Consider the following 19522-nt stretch of genomic DNA (forward strand, 5'->3'; position numbering starts at 1 on the left):
CGAGCGCACGATCAGGCGATGACCAGAGCACAGTACGGCGCCGTCACCGTCGAGCCCTTCGGGGACTCGGCGGTGATGGTGACCATCCCCCACACCGACCAGGCCATCCGCAGGGCCGGGATCGTCGCCTTCCGCGACCGGTTCCTGGCGCACCGCCCGCACGGTGTGCTCGACGTCGTCTCCGGTCTCGAGTCCCTGCTCATCGAGTTCGACCCGCTGGAGACCGCGCTCCAGCACGTGGAGTACGCGGTCCGCCTGGTGGCGCGGTGGGCGCCGTCCCCGTCGGACGGTCCGGCCGGCCCGCGGCCGGTGCGGACGTTCGCCATCCCGGTCGTCTTCGGCGACGAGAGCGGCCCCGATCTGGCGTCCGTCGCCGAAGAACTGGGCCTGGTCCCCGCCGAGGTCGTCGAGGCGATCGTGGAGTCCACCTTCACGATCTCCCTCCTCGGCGCGGCGATGGCTCCGATGATGGACGGGCTCAAGGCACCCAGGCCGGTGCGCCGGCGTGCCGAGCCGCGGACGGACGTCGCCCCCGGAGCGATCATGATCGCCGGGACCAACGCGATCATCCAGCCGTTCCCCGGTCCGACCGGCTGGCGCGTGGTGGGGCGTACGCCGCACACCATCGTCGACATCTCCCGCCCGGACCCCGTCTCCTTCGGCCCCGGCGACATCGTGCGCTTCGTCCCCGTCACGCGGGACGAGGCGGTGTCGCTGGGCGCCGGTTTCCTGCTGCCGGTGGAGGAGCCCGCATGAAGACCGTGGCGCTGGAGATCACCGGCACCGGATGGGTCACCACGTTCCAGGACCTCGGCCGCCACGACACGGAGCGGCACGGAGTCCCCACCGGTGGCGCGGCCGACCAGCACTCGGCGGCCGTCGCGAACCTCCTCGTGGGCAACCCCCGCGGCGCGACCCTGATCGAGAACCTCGGGGGCGAGCTGGCGTTGGTGCCCGACGCCGACGTCCTGCTCGCCGTGGCCGGCGCCCCCGCCCGGGTCACCGTCGGCGGCGCACCGGCCGACAGCTGGTCGCCGCTGGTGGTGCCGGCGGGGCACGAGGTACGGGTCCGCGGGGACATGAACCGGGGAGCGCGCACCTATCTGGCCGTGAACGGCGCGCTCATCGCGCAGACCCTGCTGGGGAGCGCGGCGCCGGACGCCCGGATGGGCTTTGGGCAGGCCGTCACCCGCGGCTCGCGCGTCCTGCTGGACACGGAGTTCGGGGGGTTCGGCCGCCGGTTGTTCGAACCGCCGCTGTTCCGGCTTCCCGTCCCCGTGCCGCGCTTCGACGACGGGCCCTGGGTCGTCGACGTCGTGGCGAGCCACGGGATCCACACGATCGCCGGTATCCGTGAGGTGGTCGAGGAGGCGACGTACGTCGTCACCGCCCGCTCCAACCACGTGGGGCTCCGGCTCGACGGGCCGGTGCGCCACCCGGACACCGACACCGAGATCGTGTCGCACGGGGTGCCCATCGGGGCGCTGCAGATTCCGCACGCGGACGAGCTGATCGTGCTCGGCCGCTACCGGAGCCTGACGGCGGGCTATCCGATCGTCGGCGTCGCCTCACGGGCCTCCCTGTCCTTGCTGGGGCAGGCCGGTCCGGGCCGGGAACTGCGGTTCCGCTGGACCGATCGTGAGACCTCGCTGCGCCGGTTCACAAGGCGCGAGGCCGAGGTGCGCGCGCTGGGACACGCCGCCGCCGAGGCGTTCGGCGCCCTCGGGTTCACGGCGCCCTTGTCCCGCAACATCTTGTCCCGCAACAACTGAGAAGATATTCTCATTTGAAATGTGCGTCGCAGATTGATGATGGAGATCGCTGATGGAGGAGGAACAGTGACGACGTCGGCCGGCAGGACCGCGCTCATCACAGGAGCGGGCAGCGGGATGGGACGCGAGACCGCACGGCTGCTCGCCCGCGAAGGCGCCACCGTCGTGCTTCTCGGCCGCAGGCAGCAGGCGCTCGATGACGTCGCGGCCACGATCCGCGCCGAGGGCGGGACCGCCCTCGCCCTCGCGGCGGACATCACCCGAGCGCAGGACGTGGCCCGGGTCCTCGACCGGGTCCACGCCGAACTCGGCCCGGTCGACGTCCTGATCAACAACGCGGGCAGCGCCTCGTCGGTGCTCAACCCGCAATGGCTCCCGCACGAGGAGTGGCGCCAAGTCCTCGACGTCAACCTCACCGCGGTCTTCCAGCTCACCCAGGCCGTCCTGCCCGACATGCTCGGCCGCGGCACCGGGACGATCGTCACCGTCTCCTCGCTCGCCGCCGTCAACCCCAACCTGCTCGGCGGCGCCGCCTACGGCGCGGCCAAGGCCGGCGTCCGCAACTTCATGACCTTCCTGCACAACACCTTCCGCAACCAGGGACTGCGGGCGATCACCGTGCTGCCCGGCGAGGCGGACACCCCCATCCTCGACAACCGAGCCCGGCCCCCGGCGCCGGAAGAACGCGCCGGCATGGTGCAGCCGCAGGACGTGGCCGAGGCCATCCGCCTGGCCGTCACCCTTCCCCAGCGCGTCGTCCTCCAGGAGATCGTCGTCGCCCCCACCCGCCAGCGCGACACCTCCGCCGACCTCGAGATCAGCCGCTGGGCAGGCGCACCCGCCGACGCGGCACCGCAGGCCTGAACACCCCGCTACCAGGAGGAGCGCATGCCGCCCACCATCACCACGCAGCCGCCCGCGTTCACCACCGCCGAGGCCGTCGCCCGGATCGCAGCCGCCTCCCGCCGGACGCAGCAACCGCAGTCCCGAGCCGACCTCGTCTCCCTCGCCATGGGCGAACCCGACTTCGACACACCCCACCAGGTGACCGAGGCGGCCCACGCCTCGCTGCGCGCCGGACGCACCCACTACTCACCGCTGCTCGGCGAACCGGCGCTGCGCGAAGCGCTCGCCGAGAAGCTCGCCGGCCTCGCCGGGGCACCGGTCTCCGCCGCCGACGTCCTGATCACCCAGGGCGGAACCGCCGGCCTCGCCGCCGCGATCCTCGGCATCGTCAACCCCGGTGACAAGGTGGTCGTCCCCGACCCCACCTACTCCCTCTACACCGACCTGGTCAGCATGGCCGGAGGCACCGTCGTCCCCGTCCCGCTCGCACCGGACCTCCACTGGGACCTCGACCGGCTCGCCGACGCCCTCACGGACGCCAGGCTCTTCGTCTTCTGCAACCCCAGCAACCCGACCGGCATCGTCCACAGCCGCGGCGAACTCGACGCGCTCGCCGACCTGCTCGACGGCACCTCCACGATCGTCATCTCCGACGAGGCGTACTCCGACCTCGACTACACCGGCCGGCCGTTCACCTCGACGATCTCGATCGACGGCCTGCGCGACCGCACCGTCTACTGCCAGACCTTCTCCAAGAGCTACGCGATGACCGGCTGGCGCGTCGGCTACCTCTGGGGACCCTCGCCGCTCATCCAGGCGTCAGCGCGCATCCACAACACCTTCAACGGCTCCGTGAACACCTTCGTCCAGGATGCCGCGCTCGCCGCGGTGCAGAGCTGCGACGAAGACGTCGCCCGGATGCGTGCCGCGTACGAGCGGCGCGGCAAGATCATGCGCACGGAACTCGCCGCGATCCCGGGGCTCACCCTGAGCGCGCCGGAAGGGGCGTTCTACCAGTTCCCGCGCTACGACCTCGACTTGCCCTCCGTGGAGGTCGTGGCGGCGCTGCACGCGAGCGGTGTCGCCGTCCGCCCGGGAAGCGAGTTCGGCGCCCAGGGCGAAGGGCACCTTCGACTGTCGTACGCTGCCAGCCCGGAATCCATCACCGAGGGTGTCCGCCGGATGGCCCGTGCCTTCTTGGCCCTCCAGTGAACGCCGTCCCGCCGGCAACGAGGAGTCGACCCATGCGCAGTGACACCGAGCGCAACCGCAGGCACCTCATCAAGGCCGCCGCCCGGCTGTTCGAGAACTCACCGACGCCGGTCAGCCTGGCCGAGATCGCCAAGCATGCCGAGGTGTCCACCGCGACGGCCTACCGACATTTCTCCTCCGTCGAAGAGATCCTGCACGCCTTCAGAGCCCAAGTAGGCTCCGAACTACGCGACTTCAGTGCCCGGCAGACCACCCGGGGCATGGAGAGGGTCGAGGCGGTGTCCCGCTGCTGGGTGTCGCTCGTCCTCGAACACGGCGGGGCGATGGCGCAGATGCGCTCGCACCGCGGATACCTCGAACGGCTGCGCGAAGGCACCGGCTATCTCGCCCCGCAGGCCGAGGCGCTCGCCGAGCCCCTGCGGCAGACCACCGAGGAACTCGGGCTCGGGGACCTCGGGGACGAAGCCCTGTTCCTGTGGAACGCCCTGTTCGACCCCCGGGACATCCTCGACCTCATCAAGAGCGGACGCACCGAGGACGAGGCCGCCACCTGCCTGGTCGCCGCACTGCGCGGCGCCCTGATCGGCTGGTCCACGGCGGCGCAGCAGCCGGGCGCCGACACCTGATCGGCTCGCACCTGATTACGGAGAGAAAACAGCACATGGACATCAGCGCTCACATCGAGGCCGTCTACCAGGACCTCCGCCGACGGGACCCCGGAGAGACCGAGTTCCACCAGGCGGCCCGCGAGGTCCTGCACGCCATCGGCCCCGCACTCCAGGCACACCCGGAGTACGTGGAGGCCCGGATCGTGGAGCGGCTGTGCGAACCCGAGCGGCAACTGCTCTTCCGAGTCCCGTGGGTCGACGACCTCGGAAAGGTGCGGGTCAACCGAGGGTTCCGGGTGGAGTTCAACAGCGCCCTCGGCCCGTACAAGGGGGGCCTGCGGTTCCACCCGAGTGTCAACCTCGGCATCGTCAAGTTCCTCGGCTTCGAGCAGATCTTCAAGAACGCGCTGACCGGTATGGCGATCGGCGGCGGCAAGGGCGGGTCGGACTTCGACCCCAAGGGCCGCTCGGACGGCGAGGTCATGCGGTTCTGCCAGGCCTTCATGACCGAGCTGTACCGCCACCTGGGTGAGCACACCGACGTTCCCGCCGGGGACATCGGTGTGGGCGCCCGTGAGATCGGCTACCTCTTCGGCCAGTACAAGCGGATCACCAACCGCTACGAGGCCGGCGTCCTGACCGGCAAGCCGGTCGCCTGGGGCGGCTCGCACGCCCGTACCGAGGCCACCGGCTACGGCGCGGTGTACTTCGCCCAGGAGATGCTCACCACCCGCGGTCACGACTTCGACGGGCGCAGGGCGGTGGTCTCCGGGTCGGGAAACGTCGCCGTCTACGCCATTGAGAAGGTCCACGCCCTGGGCGGCCGCGTGGTGGCCTGTTCCGACTCCTCCGGCTACCTGGTCGACGAGGACGGTATCGACCTGGACCTGCTCAAGGACGTCAAGGAGGTGCGCCGGGCCCGGATCTCCGCCTATGCCGAGGCGAAGCCGACCGCGCGCTTCTCCGCCCGGGGCTCGGTGTTCGACGTGCCGTGCGAGGTCGCCCTGCCGTGCGCGACCCAGAACGAGCTGAACCAGCAGGACGCCGTGGCGCTGGTGAAGAACGGGGTACTCGCCGTCGCCGAGGGCGCGAACATGCCCTGCACCCCCGAGGCGGTCGAGGTGTTCCGCGGGGCGCAGGTGCTCTTCGGGCCCGGCAAGGCGGCCAATGCCGGCGGGGTGGCCACCTCCGCGCTGGAGATGCAGCAGAACGCCGCTCGCGACAGGTGGCCCTTCGAGCGGACCGAGACCCGGCTCGCCGCGACCATGCGCGACGTGCACGCCCAGTGCCGCGCCACCGCCGAGACCTACGGTGGTGACGCCGACGACTATGTCCTCGGCGCCAATGTCGCCGGGTTCCTCCGCGTGGCGCAGGCCATGATGGATCAGGGGGTGGTCTGAAGGGGGGCGGAAAAGGGTGTGCGGCGTACGAAGCTCTGTCGCTACGATCAGGAACATGATCGCGCTTTCGCCTCAGCACCGGATGATGCCCCGCCGACGGGGCTGCTGAGAACGGACGCGTACCGCATCCGAGGCCCCGGGACGGGGCCCCGATTCTTGTGCGATCAGGCCTCGCTACCCGGTAGGAGGACCGATGACCGCACGACGCCACTACATCACCACCACCATTCCGTACGTCAACGCCCGCCCGCACCTGGGCTTCGCCCTCGAGCTCGTCCAGGCGGACACGTTGGCCCGCCACCACCGCCACCGGGGCGAGCAGGTCCGGCTGCTCAGCGGAACCGACGACAACTCTCTGAAGAACGTCCTGGCCGCCGAAGCGGCCGGCGTCGACGTGCAGTCGTTCGTCGACCGCAACGCCGACGCCTTCGCCGCGTTGCGTGGTCCACTGGCGCTCTCACTCGACGACTTCATCCGCACCAGCAGCGACCCGCGTCACCGCGTCGGAGTCGAACGGCTGTGGCGCCGGTGCGCCGCGTCCGGCGACCTCTACCGCAAAGAGTACGAAGGCCTGTACTGCGTTGGCTGCGAGCAGTTCTACACCCCTGATGAACTGGTCGACGGACGGTGTGGCGAGCACGGCACCGAACCGCAGCTCGTCGCGGAAGAGAACTGGTTCTTTCGGCTGACCCGTTACGCCGACCGCCTCCATCAGCTGATCTCGAGCGGCGACCTGCGCGTCGAGCCCGCTGCCCGCCGCAACGAGGTCCTCGCGCTGATCGAAGGTGGCCTGCGCGACTTCTCCATCTCCCGCTCCCACGCCCGCGCCCGCGGCTGGGGCATCCCGGTGCCCGATGACCCGAGCCAGGTCGTCTATGTGTGGTGGGACGCCCTCGGCAACTACGTCACCAGCCTTGGCTACGGCACCGGTGACACCGCGTACGACCAGTGGTGGGCGACCAGCGAACGCCGCGTCCACCTGGTCGGCAAGGGAGTGGTGCGCTTCCACGCCGTGTACTGGCCGGCCATGCTGCTGTCGGCCGGACTCCCGCTGCCCACCGACATCCTGGTCCACGACTACCTCACTGTCGACGGCCGCAAGATCAGCAAGTCCGGTGGAACCGCCGTCGACCCGGCCGCGCTGGCCGCGGCCCATGGCACCGATGCGGTGCGCTGGTGGCTTCTGCGCGATGTGCCCCGGGTCGGGGACGCCGACTTCACTCCTGACCGCCTGACCGCCCGCGCGGACGCCGATTTCGCCGGAGGACTGGGCAACCTCGTCCACCGCATCGTGACAATGGTCCACCGCTTTCGCGGCGGGACAGCCCCCGCCTCTGCCCCCGTACCTTCCGGCGTGACGGCGTTGGCGGCGTTGGCGGACGCCTGCCGGAAGGCTCCGGGCCTCGTCGATGCCGCCTTGGCCGACTTCGACTTCCGGCGAGCCACCCGCGCTGTCTGGAACGTCGTGGAGGAAGCCAACCGATGTATTGATGCCACCCGGCCCTGGGAACTGGCCCGAGCAGAGCGGCAGGGCGACAGTGAAGCGGCGAAGCGTCTCGACACCGTCCTCGCCACACTGGTCACAGCATGCCGCGTGCTGGCCGACGAACTACGCCCCTTCATCCCCGATGCCGCCACGCGGATCACCGGGCAGCTGACACCGGTCGAGGGGCGTCTGCCGGCGGCGCAGCCGCTTTTCCCTCGTCTTCAGGAGGATACGCGGCCGGCGTGAGGCTGTGGCCCCGTGCCCGGCGGGCGGGAACGGGGCCATGTAGGGGGAGTAGGTCAGAGGGCGGACGCGGCGCTGTGCAGGTTCTTGGCGGCCAGGGCGAGTCCTTCGGTCTGGGAGTAGGCGGCGTCCTCGTGCTCGATGTTCACGGCCATGTCCGGGTTGATCTCGGCGAGGGCGCGCAGGAACTCGGTCCAGTAGGCGACGTCGTGTCCGAGGCCGACGGCGACGAACTTCCAGGCCGGGTCCTGGGGCCAGGCGTTGCACCAGAAGCCGTAGCCGGTGGGAACCTTGCCGGGTGCGTCGGCGGGGACACGGGTGAACGACGTGTCCAGTACACCGCGGATGTCGGCGCCGGGGCAGAGCGTGGCGTCCTTCGCGGCGGCGTGGAACACCAGCGGGCCCAGCCACTTGATGGAGGCGACGATGTCCATGCCCTGCCACATGAGGTGGGAGGGGTCCATCTCGGCGCCGACGTTCGTCGCGCCCGTCTCGTCGACCAGCCGCTTGAGGGTGACCGGGGAGAACACCAGGTTGTGCGGGTGCATCTCGATGGCGACCCGGACGTCGTTCTCCCGGGCCAGCGCGTCGATCTCCTGCCAGAACTCGACGGCCACGCCCCACTGGTAGTCCAGGACGTCCATGTAGACGCCGTCCCACGGGTTCACGACCCAGGAGGGGTACTTGGCGTCGGGGTCGGAGCCCGGCGTGCCGGACATGGTGACGACGTGCTTCACGCCGAGCAGACCCGCGAGACGGATGGTGCGGCGCAGGTCGTCGGCGTGCTTCGGACCGACACCAGGGAGCGGGTTGAGGGGGTTGCCGTTGCAGTTCAGGCCGGTCAGTTCCATGCCGCGGTCGGCGAAGGTGGCCAGGTACTCCTCGCGGGCGGTGGCCGAGGACAGCAGCAGGTCGACCGGGCAGTGCGGGGAGGGGATGAAGCCCCCGGTGTTGACCTCCACGGAGGTCAGACCGTTCTCCTTCAGGACGTCGAGGGCTTCGGTGAGGGGCCGGTCGTGCAGGCAGGCGGTGTAGGCGCCGAGCTTGAGAGCCATGCGGGTGCTCCTTCGATGCGTGGGGGTCAGGCGGTGGGCGGAACCGGGACGGCGACGCCGCCGCCCTGGGAGGACTCGACGACGGCCTGGATGATCTCCATGGTCCGCAGCGCGTCGGCGAACGTGGCGCAGGCCGGCCGCGGGTCGGCGACACCCGCGACCTGGTCGAGGAAGGCCCGGGCCTGGTAGGTGAAGTTGTCGGCGTTGCTGGCGCCCACGCCCGGCGCCTCCATCGGGACACCACCCGCGAAGTACGGCATCTGCGGCCCGGCGATGATCTGCCGGGCACCGCGCGTACGGGCCTCGGGCTGTGCGTCGTCGAAGAGGTACTCGGCGGGCCGGTGCTGGTCGAACGCGGCCCGCCCGCCGACGCCCAGCACGTCGAAGAAGAGCCCGTTGGGCAGGCCGAAGCCGGTGCGCGTCACCGAGAAGGTGCCGACGAGCCCGGACTCGAAGCGCGCGGTGAAGGACGCGGTGTCCTCGTTCTCGACCTCGCCCACCTCATCGGAGACGGGAGCCGCGTTGTGCCCGACGACCGCGCCCAGCGGCAGGGGCCGCTTGGTGATCTGTGTCGACAGCGAGGCGCCCGAGACCGAGGCGATGGGCCCGGCCACGTACTCGGCGGCGTCGATGATGTGCGAGCCGACGTCCCCGAGCGCACCGGAACCGGGGCCGCCCTTGAACCGCCAGCTCAGCGGCCCACTCGGGTCGGTCGCGTAGTCGCACCAGTACCGGCCGCTGAACAGCGTCAGGTCACCCAGCTCACCGTTGCGCACGTGATCGCGGATCGCGGCGATGCCGGGGGAACGGCGGAAGGTGTACCCGACGGCGGTCACCACATCGGCGCCGCGCTCCAACTCGGCCATCGCACGGGCATCCTCGAGCGATCCGGCCAGCGGCTTCTCGCACAACACATGCTTGCCCGCCGCGACCAGCGCCTCCGCGATCGGTCGGTGCAGGGCGTTGCCGACGACGATGCTGACGGCGTCGATTGTCGGGTCCTCGACGACGGCCTCCCAGCTCGGGAGCGCCTTCTCGTACCCGTAGCGGCGGGCGGCGTCCTCGCCGAGTTCGACGTTGGCGTCGGCGATCGCGGCCAGGCGGACCGGCGGCAGGCCGGCGCCGAAGACCGTGTTGACGTTGCGGTAGCCGGCGGCGTGGCTGCGGCCGGCCATGCCGGCTCCGATCACTGCGACGGAGATGGGTTTGCCGGACGTGGTCATGGGAGTGCCTTTCAAAAAAGGGGGGGTGATCAGGCGGCGAACTGCCGGCGGAAGTGGGACTCGATGGCTTCCATCGAGCGGCCCCGGGTCTCGGGAACGGTGCGGATGTAGAAGACGAACGTGGCGACGTTGACCGCGGCGAAGATCAGGAACGTGATCCCGCCGACCGCGTCGATCAGGGGCGGGAACACCAGCGTGACCAGGAAGTTGGCCATCCAGGTGCCGAACACGGCCGTGCCCATAGCGAAGCCGCGCAGCCGGAGCGGGAAGATCTCCGAGAGCATCAGCCAGAACACGGTCGCGATGCAGCCCTGCATGAACAGCAGGAAGGTCAGCATGGACGCGAGCACGAGGTAACTGCGGGCGGCCGACTCGGGCAGGACCAGAAAGCAGAAGGCGATCAGTACCAGCGAGACGGTGACGCCGATCTGTCCGGTCAGCAGCATGGGACGCCGGCCGAACCGGCTGAGCAGCCACATGCCGGTCGAGACCGCGAGCACCGCTACGACGCCGTTGGCGATGGTGGCGGTGAGGGCGGCCTGCGTGCCCAGCCCGGTGTCCAGCAGGATCGTCGGCGCGAAGTACATGATCGAGTTGACACCGGTGAGCTGGGTCAGGGCGGCCAGCCCGAACCCGAACACCACGAGGCGCCGCACCCACGGCGTGCCCAGGTCCCGCCAGCCCGCCCGCGGCTCGTGGGCGTCGGCGGCGACATGGCGCCTGATCTCGGCGAACTCCGCGTCGACGACCTGCGCGTCGCGGATGAGGCCCAGGGTGCGTGCGGCGTCGTCGAACCGCCCGCGGGAAGCCAGCCACCGGGGCGACTCGGGCACGAACAGCATCCCGAACCACAGCAGCACGGCCGGGACCGTGGCTATCGCGAGCATCCAGCGCCACACGCCACCCTCGCCCCCGGTCTCGGCGATGACCGCGTTCGAGGTGTATGCCAGCAACTGGCCGGTCACGATCATCAGCTCGTTCTGGGTCACGAGCCGGCCGCGGCGGTCGGCGGGGGCCAGCTCGGCGATGAAGACCGGCACCGTCGCGGACGCGCCGCCCACGGCGAGCCCGAGCAGGACGCGGAACAGCACCATCACCGCGAGATCGGGCGCGAGCGAGGTGCCCAACGCGCCGACGAAGAACAGGACGGCGAGCCCGAGGATCGTCCGCCTGCGCCCATAGCGGTCGCAGAGCCGGCCGCCGAACAGCGCCCCGAACGCCGCGCCGAGCACGAGGGAGGACGCGACGATCCCCTCGGTCAACGGGGTGAGCCCCAGCCCGCCCTCCTCGGGCGAACGGGACATGAAGGGAAGCGCACCGGAGATGACGCCGGTGTCGTAGCCGAAGAGCAGTCCGCCGAAGGTGGCGATGACGGTGATGGTGCGCAGCCGCCGGTAGACCTCTGGAGAGGCGTGGTCCGTGACGGCGCTGCTGGGAGTGGGGGCCTGTGTCGTGTCGTCCCTGACGTCCATGGCCACCTCCTACCGGTTGATGTGGACAGGGGGATCTCAGCTGGAGGTGGGGAAGGTGAACCCGGCGGCGACCTGCTGTGCGGGTTGGGGCCAGCGGGTGGTGACGACTTTGGGGCGGGTGTAGAAGCGGATGCCTTCGGGGCCGTGGATGGGGGAGTCGCCGATGAGGGAGTCCTTCCAGCCGCCGAAGGAGTAGTACGACATCGGGACGGGGACCGGCACGTTGATGCCGATCATGCCGACCTTGATGTTGCGCTGGAAGCGGCGGGCGGCTTCGCCGGAGGCGGTGAACAGGGCGGTGCCGTTGCCGTATGGGTTGGCGTTGATCAGTTCGATGGCCTCGTCGAGGGTGTCGGTGCGGATGATGGCGAGGACGGGGCCGAACAGTTCTTCTTGGTAGGCGTTCATCTCGGTGGTGACGTGGTCGAGGAGGGAGGGGCCGGTGAAGAAGCCGTTTTCGTGGCCGTTGACCTTCAGTCCGCGGCCGTCGACGACGATGGTGGCGCCTTGGGTGGCGGCGGTGGCGACGGCGTTTTCGACGCGTTCCTGGGCGGTCTTGGTGACGAGGGGGCCCATGTCGGTGTCGGGGGCGTCGCCGGGGCCGACCTTGACCTCGCGGGCCTTGCGTTCCAGCACCTGGACCAGCTTGTCGGCGGCGTCGCCGACGGCGACGGCCACGGACAGGGCCATGCAGCGTTCGCCTGCGGAGCCGTAGGCGCCGGCGGTGATGTGGTTGGCGGCGAATTCGAGGTCGGCGTCGGGGAGGACGACGGCGTGGTTCTTGGCGCCGCCCAGCGCCTGGACGCGCTTGCCGTGCGCGGTGGCCTGCTCGTGGACGTACTTGGCGATGGGGGTGGAGCCGACGAAGGACACGGCTTCGATGCCGGGGTGGGTGAGGATGGCGTCGACGGCGGTTTTGCCGCCGTGGATGATGTTGAAGACGCCGTTGGGCAGTCCGGCCTGCTGGTACAGCTGGGCGATGTAGTTGGCGGCGGATGGGTCGCGTTCGCTGGGTTTGAGGATGAAGGTGTTGCCGGTGGCGATGGCGATGGGGTGCATCCACAGGGGCACCATGGCGGGGAAGTTGAAGGGGGTGATGCCCGCGACGACGCCGAGGGGCTGGCGGAAGTTGTGTACGTCGATGCCGCGTGAGACCTGGTCGGAGAAGTTGCCCTTGAGGATGTCGCCGAGGCCGCAGGCGTACTCCACGACCTCCCGGCCGCGGACGATCTCGCCGCGTGCGTCGTCGACGGTCTTGCCGTGCTCGGCGGAGATGATCCGGCCCAGTTCCTCCTCGTGCTCGACGAGGAGCTGTCGGAAGGCGAACATCACCTGGGTGCGCTGGGTGAGTGACGACTCCGACCAGCTCTCGAAGGCTGCGGTGGCGGCTGTGACGGCAGTGTCCACGTCGGTGGCCGAGCCCAGGGCGACCCGGGCCTGCTCCTGCCCGGTGGCCGGGTTGAACACGGGGGCGGTGTCCCTACCGGAGGCCGGTGAGCCGTTGATCCAGTGCTGGATGGTCTTCACGTGAGGGTTTCCTTACAGGTAGTGCCGCTGGGCGAGCTTGTGGGCGGCGTACGTCTCGTGCGCGGTGCGGGTGGAGTCGAGGGCGGAGGTCTGGCTGACGGGGACGTCCCACCAGCCGTGGGCGGGCGGGTTGGGCCCGTACAGGTCGGTCTCCACATGCACGACGGTGGTGCGGTCGGAGGCTTTCGCCTTCTCCATTGCCGTACGGAACTGCTCGACCGTGGTGGCGTGCAGGACGTCCGCGCCCAGGGAGGAGGCGTTGGCGGCCAGGTCGACGGGCAGGACATCGCCGTCGAGGAGGCCTGATTCGCCGTGGCGGAAGCGGTACTTGGTGCCGAAGCGTTGCGAGCCGAGGGCTTCGGACAGTGAGCCGATGGAGGCGAAGCCGTGGTTTTGGACGAGGACGACGATGACCTTCAGGCCTTCGGAGACCATGGTTGCGATCTCCTGGGCCATCATCAGGTACGAGCCGTCTCCGACGAGGACGACGACCTCGCGTGAGGGGTCGGCCATCTTGGCGCCGACCCCGGCGGCGACCTCGTAGCCCATGCAGGAGTAGGCGTACTCGACGTGGTAGGCCTTCGGGTCCCGGGCCCGCCATAGCTGTTGCAGGTCGCCGGGCATCGAGCCGGCCGCGTTGATGACCACGTCACGGTCGCCGAGGACCTGGTTGAGCGCGCCGAGGATCTCGGTCTGGGCGGGCAGGGGGCCGTGGCCCAGGGTGAAGCACTGGTTCTCTATCTCCCGTGTGCGGGCGATGAGTTGGTGCGTGCGCTCGCGGTACGCGGGGTCGACCTCCCAGTCCGTCAGCGCGCCCGCGAGGGCCTGGATGCCGAGCTGGGCGTCGGCCACGAGCGGCTCGGCGGAGTGCTTGACGGCGTCCAGGCGGGCCACGTTGAGGTTGACGAAGGCGACGTCCGGGTTGCCGAAGACGGTGTGGCTGGCGGTGGTGAAGTCGGAGTACCGGGTGCCGATCCCCAGGACCACGTCGGCCTCGCGGGCCAGTTCGTTGGCCGCGTGGGAGCCGGTCGAGCCGATGCCGCCGACCGCGCAGGGGTGGTCCCAGGGGACCGCGCCTTTGCCGGCGTGGGTGTCGGCGACGGGGATGCCGGTGGCCTCGGCGAAGGCACGCAGCTGGGTCTCGGCACCCGAGTAGACGGTGCCGCCGCCCGCCACGATCAGTGGCCTCTTGGCGTTGCGCAACAGACGGGCGGCCCGCTCGACCGCGGCCGGCTCCGGCACCGGTCGGCCCACGTGCCACACCCGCCGCCGGAAGAAGGACACCGGCCAGTCGAAGCCTTCGGCTTGCACGTCCTGTGGCAGGGCGAGTGTGACGGCGCCGGTCTCCACCGGGTCGGTCAGCACCCGCATCGCGGCCAGGGCGGCCGGGATCAGTTGCTCGGGCCGGGAGACGCGGTCGAAGTACTTCGACACGGCCCGGAAGGCGTCGTTGACCGTGACGTCCCCGCCCCGGGCGTCCTCCAGCTGCTGGAGGACCGGCTCGGCGACGCGGGTGGCGAACATGTCGCTGGGCAGCAGCAGGACCGGGATCCGGTTGGTGGTGGCCAGCGCCGCACCGGTGATCATGTTCGTGGAGCCGGGGCCGGTGGACGCGGTGCAGGCGAAGGTCGCCAGCCGGTCGCGCATCTTCGCGTACGCCACCGACGCGTGCACCATGCCCTGCTCGTTGCGGGCCAGGTAGTAGGGAAGGTCGGCCTCGTGCGTGATGGCGGCCTGGAGCAGCGCCTGCCCGACCCCGGCCACATTGCCGTGCCCGAAAATGCCCCAGACCCCGGGGATCAGCCGCTGCTCCTGGCCGTCGCGCTCGCTGTACTGGTTGGCCAGGAAACGGACGAGGGCCTGCGCGGTGGTGAGCCTGATCGTTTCCATCACTCGGTCTCCTTGGCGCCGAACGGCAGCCGGGGGTCGGTCGCCTGGGAGTCCCAGGTGCCGCGGACCCACCCATGGGCGGGGTCGTCGCAGATCAGCCAGGCACGGTCCTGGCCGGGGCCCGCCATGACGTTGAGGTAGTAGAGGTCGTAGCCGGGCGCGGCGATGGACGGGCCGTGCCAGCCGTGCGGGATCAGCACGGTGTCGCCGGAACGGACCTCGGCGAGCACGTCGATCGGCCGCTCCTGGGTGCCGTAGACCCGCTGGTAGGCGAAGCCGTCCTCGCCCGCGACCTCGAAGTAGTAGATCTCCTCCAGCTCGGACTCCTGCCCGGGCCGCGCCTGGTCGTGCTTGTGCGGCGGGTACGAGGACCAGTTGCCGCCGGGCGTGAGCACCTCGCACACCAGGAGCTGCTCCGCGTCGAAGGTGCCGGGCAGGCAGTAGTTGTTGACCTGGCGGGAGCAGTTTCCGGCGCCACGCAGTTCGATGGGCACGTCCTCCTGGCGCCCGTACCGGGCGGGGAGGCCACCGCGCTCGGTACGGGCGGAGGGCAGCGCGAACCGTCCCCCGTGCGCGCTGCTGATGCGGGCCTCCGACTCGCGGGGGAGGTACGCGAAGTCGGTGACCGAGGCGAACACGCCCGTCCGGCCGTCGAGTTCGAGGGTCCGGCCGTCGACGTCGATGGTGCAACCGCCCGACAGCGGCAGGACCAGGAACTCGGACTCCCCGGTGGACAGGGTGTGCGCCTCACCCGGCCGCAGGGTCAGGATCCTGAGGCCGGAGTATCCCCAGCCTGCCGACTCGGGCGTGACCAGGAGGTCGTACGGGCCTTCGGCCGAAGCCCCCTTGGACAGGTGGTACTCGCTCGTGTCGGTCACAGCAGGCTCACCGCCCGGTCGACCGCGCCGGCGACGTCGCCGCTCGAGGGGTAGAGGAGGGAGCGGCCCACGATCAGGCCCTGTGCGGTGGGGAGCTTGAGGGTCCGGCCCCAGGAGGCGAAGGCCGCCTCGGGGTCGGTGACCTCGCCGCCCAGCAGGAGCGTCGGCAGTGTGGAGGACGCGAGGACGCGTTCCATGTCCTCGACGACCGGCAGCTTCAGCCAGGTGTACGCGGTGCGGCGGCCCAGTCCCGAGGCGATGGTGATGGACTTGATGACGGCGTCGGGGGAGAGGTCGTTGCGGATGCCGCCGTCGTGCCACACCGACAGGAACGGCTCGACCATGGCGATGAGCTGCCGGTCGTTCAGCGCGTCGACCGCGCGGGCGGTGTTCTCGAGCGCGGACGGGGTCGCCGGGTCCTCCAGGGCGATGCGGGTGAGCATCTTGCCGCCGTCGAAGCCCATCGCGGCGATCGTCTCGGCGTCGTAGCCGGTGAAGCGGTCGTCGATCTCGAACACCGACCCCGCCAACCCGGCCCGGTTCATCGAGCCGAAGACGCTCTTGCCGTCCAGGACGCCGAGCAGCAGCAGGTCCTCCAGGATGTCGGCGGTGGCCAGCACTCCGGTCACGCCCGGCCGCTCCAGCGCGGTGCACAGCCGGTCCAGCAGCTCGAAGCGGTCGGCCATCGCGCTCGGGTCGGCGCCGACGCGATTGGCGCCGCGCGCGGGATGGTCGGCCGCGATGATCATTGCCTTGCCGTGCTCGCCGAGCAGCGAGGTGGCCTTGACACGGCGCGCGGCGGCCGCCGCGATGGCTCCGGGATTGTTGACCCGGGCGTCCACGATGTGGCTCACGTTGTCGGACAGCACGTCATCGCACCTTTCGCTGGGAGTCGCTGGGGGAGTCGGGGGTCGCCCGGCGGAGTTTCGTCTCCACCTCGGCCTCGGTGGGCATGGCGTCGGAGCAGGCCAGGCGGCCCGCGACGATGGCGCCGGCGGCGTTGGCGAAGGACACCGTGCGGCGGGTGTCCCAGCCGGACAGCAGCCCGTGGCACAGCGCGCCGCCGAAGGCGTCACCGGCGCCCAGGCCGTTGACCACCTCCACCGGGACCGGCGGGATCTCGGCGGCCGAGCCGTCCCGGTCCATGGCCAGAACACCCTTGGGGCCCTGCTTCACCACGGCCAGTTCGACACCGGCGGCGAGCAGCGCCTTCGCGGCGGCGTACGGCTCGCGCTCGCCGGTCGCCACCTCGCACTCGTCGAGGTTGCCGACGGCGACGGTGGTGTGGCGCAGAGCCTCGGCGTAGTACGCCCGGGCCTGGCTGGGGTCCTCCCAGAACATCGGCCGCCAGTCCAGATCGAAGACCGTCGGCCCCGCCTTCGCCCGGTGCGCCAGCGCGGCCAGCGTGGCCGAACGGCTCGGCTCCTCACTCAGTCCGGTCCCGGTGACCCAGAAGATCCGCGCATCGCGCACCGCGGTCATATCGAGCTCTTCGGGCCGGATGTCGAGGTCGGGTGCCTTGGGCAGCCGGTAGAAGTACAGCGGGAAGTCGTCCGGCGGGAAGATCTCGCAGAAGGTCACCGGGGTCGGCGCGATGTCCGACGTGCCGACGAGGCGGGTGTCCACGCCGTAGCCGTCCAGGGCCGTGCGGACGAAGTCCCCGAACGGGTCGTGGCCCGTCTTGGTGATGACGGCGGAGGCATGCCCGTACCGGGCGGCGGCGACGGCGACGTTGGTCGGGCTGCCGCCGAGGTACTTGCCGAACGAGGTGACCTCGGCCAGTCCCACGCCTGTCTGGAGCGGGTACACATCCACTCCTACGCGGCCCATGGTCAGCACTTCGAACGGCATTTCGGCGGTTTCCCTTCGTTCCGGAGACTCCGGGGCGGAGCGGATTTAAAGCGCTTTAAAAGCGGCTTGCGCAGTACGATGCCCCGCGCGTAAATGTCATGTCAATAGGTTGTCGTTACAAGAATGTGCGGGCAGTGGAGTCCGGGCGGTCGCGGCTGGGCGCGAGGGCTGGCCGCGACCGCTCCGGCGAGGTGCCTGCGGGGAGTCCGCGGCTCGTCAGGGCCAGGTGGCCAGATACTCGGCGATCTTCTCGCGCATGAACACCGAGGATTCCTTGGCCCGTTCCTCCCAGGCGAAGACGCAGGCCGTCAGCGTGCCGTCGAAGCCGTTGGTACGCAGTGCGCGGAAGAGTTCACCGAAGTCGACCTCGCCCTGTCCGATGTCGAGGTGCTGGTGGATGCGGGCGGGCGTGCCGGGCGGGTTGAGGATGTAGCGGTTGCCGGAGGACGCGGTGTGGTCGAGGGCGTCGGCCAGGTGGACGTGGGTGAGCAGGTCGCCCGCGTATTCGATGATGCCGGGCGCGTCGTTGCCGATGTGGAAGGTGTGCGGGGCGCAGTAGAGGAAGGTGACGTTCGGGTGGTTGATGCCGCGGATCAGATTGATCGCGTCGTAGCCGTTCTCGATGAAGTCGTCCGGGTGCGGTTCCAGGGCGAGGCGGATTCCCTCCCGCTCGAAGAGGGGGAGGAGCTCGTCCAGCGAGTTCCAGAACTGGGCCTCGCTGCGGTCGGGGTCCTCGGGGCGTCCGTTGAACTCGGAGATCATGCTGTCCACGCCCAACTCGGCGGCGATCCGGATGGCGCGCTTCCAGTAGCGGACGGCGGCCTGGCGGGCGTCCTCGTCGGGGCCGGACCAGCGGAACAGCGGCAGGACAGAGGAGATGCCGACGCCGGCCGTGTCCAGTGCCTTGCGGAACTTCCGCACGGTGGTGTCGTCCACGCGTGGGTGCCGGAAGAACGGGATGAAGTCCTCCCGGGGGGACAGCTCGATCCACTCGTATCCCAACTCGGCTACTACAGCGGGTAGTTCGAGCAGCGGGACGTTGCGGATCATATACGGGTCGAGGGCGATCTTCATGGGGGAGTGCCTTCCGGTCACTGGGAGACGGTGGAGCGTTGGATCACGACGTCCTCGGTGTTCGCCGTGGTCAGGATGTCCCCTCGGGACAAGCCGCTACGGGGGCCGTGAGGTCTTCCTGCTCGGGGAGTTCCTCCACGTCGACGCCGCGGACCTGCGCCAGTTCGTGTTTGAGGGCGGCGAGTTCGGCGCCGCCGGCCATGTGGTTGGTCAGTTCCTCCAGACCGACCTGCTCGCGGGAGGCGCTGAGCTCCATGGTGCCCAGGCGCAGCACGCTGAAGTGGTCGCCGACCATGTAGGCGTGGTGGGGGTTGTGAGTGATGAAGATGACGCCGAGGCCGCGGTCGCGGGCGGCGGCGATGTACTTCAGCACGACACCGGACTGCTTGACGCCGAGGGCGGCGGTGGGCTCGTCCAGGATCAGCACGCGGGCGCCGAAGTAGACGGCGCGGGCGATGGCGACGCACTGGCGCTGGCCGCCGGAGAGCGTGCCGATGGGCTGCTCCAGGTCGTCCAGGATGATGCCCATGTTGCGCAGCTCTTCGTCCGCGGTCTTCTTCATCCGGTTGATGTCGAGACGGCGGACGGGCCAGGGGCCCCTGGTCATCTCGGAGCCGAGGAAGAAGTTGCGCCACACCGGCATCAGCGGCACGGTGGCCAGGTCCTGGTAGACGGTGGCGATTCCCTTGTCGAGGGCCCCGCGCGGGGTGGTGAAGCGGACCGGCTGGCCGTCGACGAGGAATTCGCCCTCGGTGTGCTGGTGCAGCCCGGAGATGATCTTGATGAGGGTGGACTTGCCGGCGCCGTTGTCGCCGAGCACGCAGGTCACCTTGGCGTGGTGGACGGCCAGGTCGACGCCGTGCAGGGCGCGGACGTTGCCGTAGGACTTGCCCGCCCCCCTCAACTCGACGACCGGCTTGTCGTCGTGGCGAGCGTTGTCCTCGGGCGCGGTCCCGTCGGGGGTGAGGTCGTTGGTGGTTGTCAT

The 19522-nt window shown here is 70.2% G+C and carries 17 protein-coding genes; 7 read left to right on the forward strand and 10 right to left on the reverse strand.

All coding sequences use genetic code 11. From position 1 onward, the window contains the following. The first annotated feature begins 18 nt into the window (after nucleotides 1-18). From ACWY4P_RS49530 to ACWY4P_RS49560, 7 genes are all read left to right on the forward strand, one after another. The gene (locus tag ACWY4P_RS49530; protein ID WP_456207361.1) at nucleotides 19-756 is read left to right on the forward strand and encodes a 5-oxoprolinase subunit B family protein; all 738 of its coding nucleotides are present in this window, start codon (nucleotides 19-21) and stop codon (nucleotides 754-756) included. Further along, a complete protein-coding gene (locus tag ACWY4P_RS49535; protein WP_456207362.1) occupies nucleotides 753-1772 on the forward strand; it encodes a 5-oxoprolinase subunit C family protein in 1020 nt (339 codons plus the stop codon). Before ACWY4P_RS49530 ends, ACWY4P_RS49535 begins: the two co-directional genes overlap by 4 nt. Nucleotides 1773-1838: 66 nt before the next feature. Further along, the gene (locus ACWY4P_RS49540; protein ID WP_456207363.1) at nucleotides 1839-2636 is read left to right on the forward strand and encodes an SDR family oxidoreductase; all 798 of its coding nucleotides are present in this window, start codon (nucleotides 1839-1841) and stop codon (nucleotides 2634-2636) included. A 24-nt stretch (nucleotides 2637-2660) separates the two neighbouring features. Next, a complete protein-coding gene (locus ACWY4P_RS49545) occupies nucleotides 2661-3830 on the forward strand; it encodes a pyridoxal phosphate-dependent aminotransferase (protein WP_456207364.1) in 1170 nt (389 codons plus the stop codon). 32 nt (nucleotides 3831-3862) lie between these two features. Then, the gene (locus ACWY4P_RS49550; protein ID WP_456207365.1) at nucleotides 3863-4456 is read left to right on the forward strand and encodes a TetR/AcrR family transcriptional regulator; all 594 of its coding nucleotides are present in this window, start codon (nucleotides 3863-3865) and stop codon (nucleotides 4454-4456) included. A gap of 35 nt (nucleotides 4457-4491) precedes the next feature. Further along, nucleotides 4492-5838, forward strand: a complete 1347-nt coding sequence (gene gdhA / locus ACWY4P_RS49555) for an NADP-specific glutamate dehydrogenase (RefSeq protein ID WP_456207366.1) — start codon at nucleotides 4492-4494, stop codon at nucleotides 5836-5838. A 193-nt stretch (nucleotides 5839-6031) separates the two neighbouring features. Continuing rightward, complete coding sequence (locus ACWY4P_RS49560) at nucleotides 6032-7570, forward strand: methionine--tRNA ligase (RefSeq protein WP_456207367.1); 1539 nt, start codon at nucleotides 6032-6034, stop codon at nucleotides 7568-7570. Nucleotides 7571-7623: 53 nt separating this feature from the next. Here ACWY4P_RS49560 and ACWY4P_RS49565 read toward each other — a convergent pair whose 3' ends face one another. The 10 genes from ACWY4P_RS49565 to ACWY4P_RS49610 form a co-directional block, all read right to left on the reverse strand. Beyond that, nucleotides 7624-8622 (reverse strand): sugar phosphate isomerase/epimerase family protein, encoded by a 999-nt coding sequence (locus tag ACWY4P_RS49565; RefSeq protein ID WP_456207368.1) that lies wholly within the window; start codon nucleotides 8620-8622, stop codon nucleotides 7624-7626. A 26-nt stretch (nucleotides 8623-8648) separates the two neighbouring features. Then, nucleotides 8649-9845 (reverse strand): Gfo/Idh/MocA family protein, encoded by a 1197-nt coding sequence (locus tag ACWY4P_RS49570; RefSeq protein WP_456207369.1) that lies wholly within the window; start codon nucleotides 9843-9845, stop codon nucleotides 8649-8651. Between the two features lie 29 nt (nucleotides 9846-9874). Further along, nucleotides 9875-11317, reverse strand: a complete 1443-nt coding sequence (locus ACWY4P_RS49575) for a sugar porter family MFS transporter (protein ID WP_456207370.1) — start codon at nucleotides 11315-11317, stop codon at nucleotides 9875-9877. 36 nt (nucleotides 11318-11353) lie between these two features. After that, the gene (locus ACWY4P_RS49580; RefSeq protein ID WP_456207371.1) at nucleotides 11354-12844 is read right to left on the reverse strand and encodes a CoA-acylating methylmalonate-semialdehyde dehydrogenase; all 1491 of its coding nucleotides are present in this window, start codon (nucleotides 12842-12844) and stop codon (nucleotides 11354-11356) included. A 12-nt stretch (nucleotides 12845-12856) separates the two neighbouring features. After that, the gene (gene iolD / locus ACWY4P_RS49585) at nucleotides 12857-14734 is read right to left on the reverse strand and encodes a 3D-(3,5/4)-trihydroxycyclohexane-1,2-dione acylhydrolase (decyclizing) (RefSeq protein WP_456207372.1); all 1878 of its coding nucleotides are present in this window, start codon (nucleotides 14732-14734) and stop codon (nucleotides 12857-12859) included. Continuing rightward, on the reverse strand, nucleotides 14734-15612 hold the full coding sequence (iolB, locus tag ACWY4P_RS49590) for a 5-deoxy-glucuronate isomerase (protein WP_456207373.1): 879 nt from the start codon (nucleotides 15610-15612) through the stop codon (nucleotides 14734-14736). The genes iolD and iolB overlap by 1 nt, the downstream gene beginning before the upstream one ends. Further along, the gene (locus ACWY4P_RS49595) at nucleotides 15609-16481 is read right to left on the reverse strand and encodes a Cgl0159 family (beta/alpha)8-fold protein (protein ID WP_456207374.1); all 873 of its coding nucleotides are present in this window, start codon (nucleotides 16479-16481) and stop codon (nucleotides 15609-15611) included. Before ACWY4P_RS49595 ends, iolB begins: the two co-directional genes overlap by 4 nt. A 1-nt stretch (nucleotide 16482) precedes the next feature. After that, nucleotides 16483-17463: a 5-dehydro-2-deoxygluconokinase gene (gene iolC / locus ACWY4P_RS49600; protein ID WP_456207375.1), complete on the reverse strand. Its 981-nt coding sequence runs from the start codon at nucleotides 17461-17463 to the stop codon at nucleotides 16483-16485. A 216-nt stretch (nucleotides 17464-17679) separates the two neighbouring features. After that, nucleotides 17680-18537: a sugar phosphate isomerase/epimerase family protein gene (locus tag ACWY4P_RS49605; protein ID WP_456213314.1), complete on the reverse strand. Its 858-nt coding sequence runs from the start codon at nucleotides 18535-18537 to the stop codon at nucleotides 17680-17682. Nucleotides 18538-18607: 70 nt separating this feature from the next. Continuing rightward, nucleotides 18608-19522, reverse strand: coding sequence for an ATP-binding cassette domain-containing protein (locus ACWY4P_RS49610; protein ID WP_456207376.1), 915 nt, complete (start codon nucleotides 19520-19522; stop codon nucleotides 18608-18610).

Source organism: Streptomyces sp. LZ34 (assembly GCF_053890475.1).

Bases quoted from the DNA above. Each gene is read 5' to 3' on its own strand.
- ACWY4P_RS49575 (WP_456207370.1), bottom strand. From the start codon at position 11,317: ATGGACGTCAGGGACGACACGACACAGGCCCCCACTCCCAGCAGCGCC.
- ACWY4P_RS49570 (WP_456207369.1), bottom strand. From the start codon at position 9,845: ATGACCACGTCCGGCAAACCCATCTCCGTCGCAGTGATCGGAGCCGGC.
- ACWY4P_RS49605 (WP_456213314.1), bottom strand. From the start codon at position 18,537: ATGAAGATCGCCCTCGACCCGTATATGATCCGCAACGTCCCGCTGCTC.
- ACWY4P_RS49560 (WP_456207367.1), top strand. From the start codon at position 6,032: ATGACCGCACGACGCCACTACATCACCACCACCATTCCGTACGTCAAC.
- ACWY4P_RS49550 (WP_456207365.1), top strand. From the start codon at position 3,863: ATGCGCAGTGACACCGAGCGCAACCGCAGGCACCTCATCAAGGCCGCC.
- gdhA (WP_456207366.1), top strand. From the start codon at position 4,492: ATGGACATCAGCGCTCACATCGAGGCCGTCTACCAGGACCTCCGCCGA.
- ACWY4P_RS49535 (WP_456207362.1), top strand. From the start codon at position 753: ATGAAGACCGTGGCGCTGGAGATCACCGGCACCGGATGGGTCACCACG.
- ACWY4P_RS49545 (WP_456207364.1), top strand. From the start codon at position 2,661: ATGCCGCCCACCATCACCACGCAGCCGCCCGCGTTCACCACCGCCGAG.
- ACWY4P_RS49530 (WP_456207361.1), top strand. From the start codon at position 19: ATGACCAGAGCACAGTACGGCGCCGTCACCGTCGAGCCCTTCGGGGAC.
- ACWY4P_RS49565 (WP_456207368.1), bottom strand. From the start codon at position 8,622: ATGGCTCTCAAGCTCGGCGCCTACACCGCCTGCCTGCACGACCGGCCC.
- iolC (WP_456207375.1), bottom strand. From the start codon at position 17,463: ATGCCGTTCGAAGTGCTGACCATGGGCCGCGTAGGAGTGGATGTGTAC.
- ACWY4P_RS49610 (WP_456207376.1), bottom strand. From the start codon at position 19,522: ATGACAACCACCAACGACCTCACCCCCGACGGGACCGCGCCCGAGGAC.
- iolD (WP_456207372.1), bottom strand. From the start codon at position 14,734: ATGGAAACGATCAGGCTCACCACCGCGCAGGCCCTCGTCCGTTTCCTG.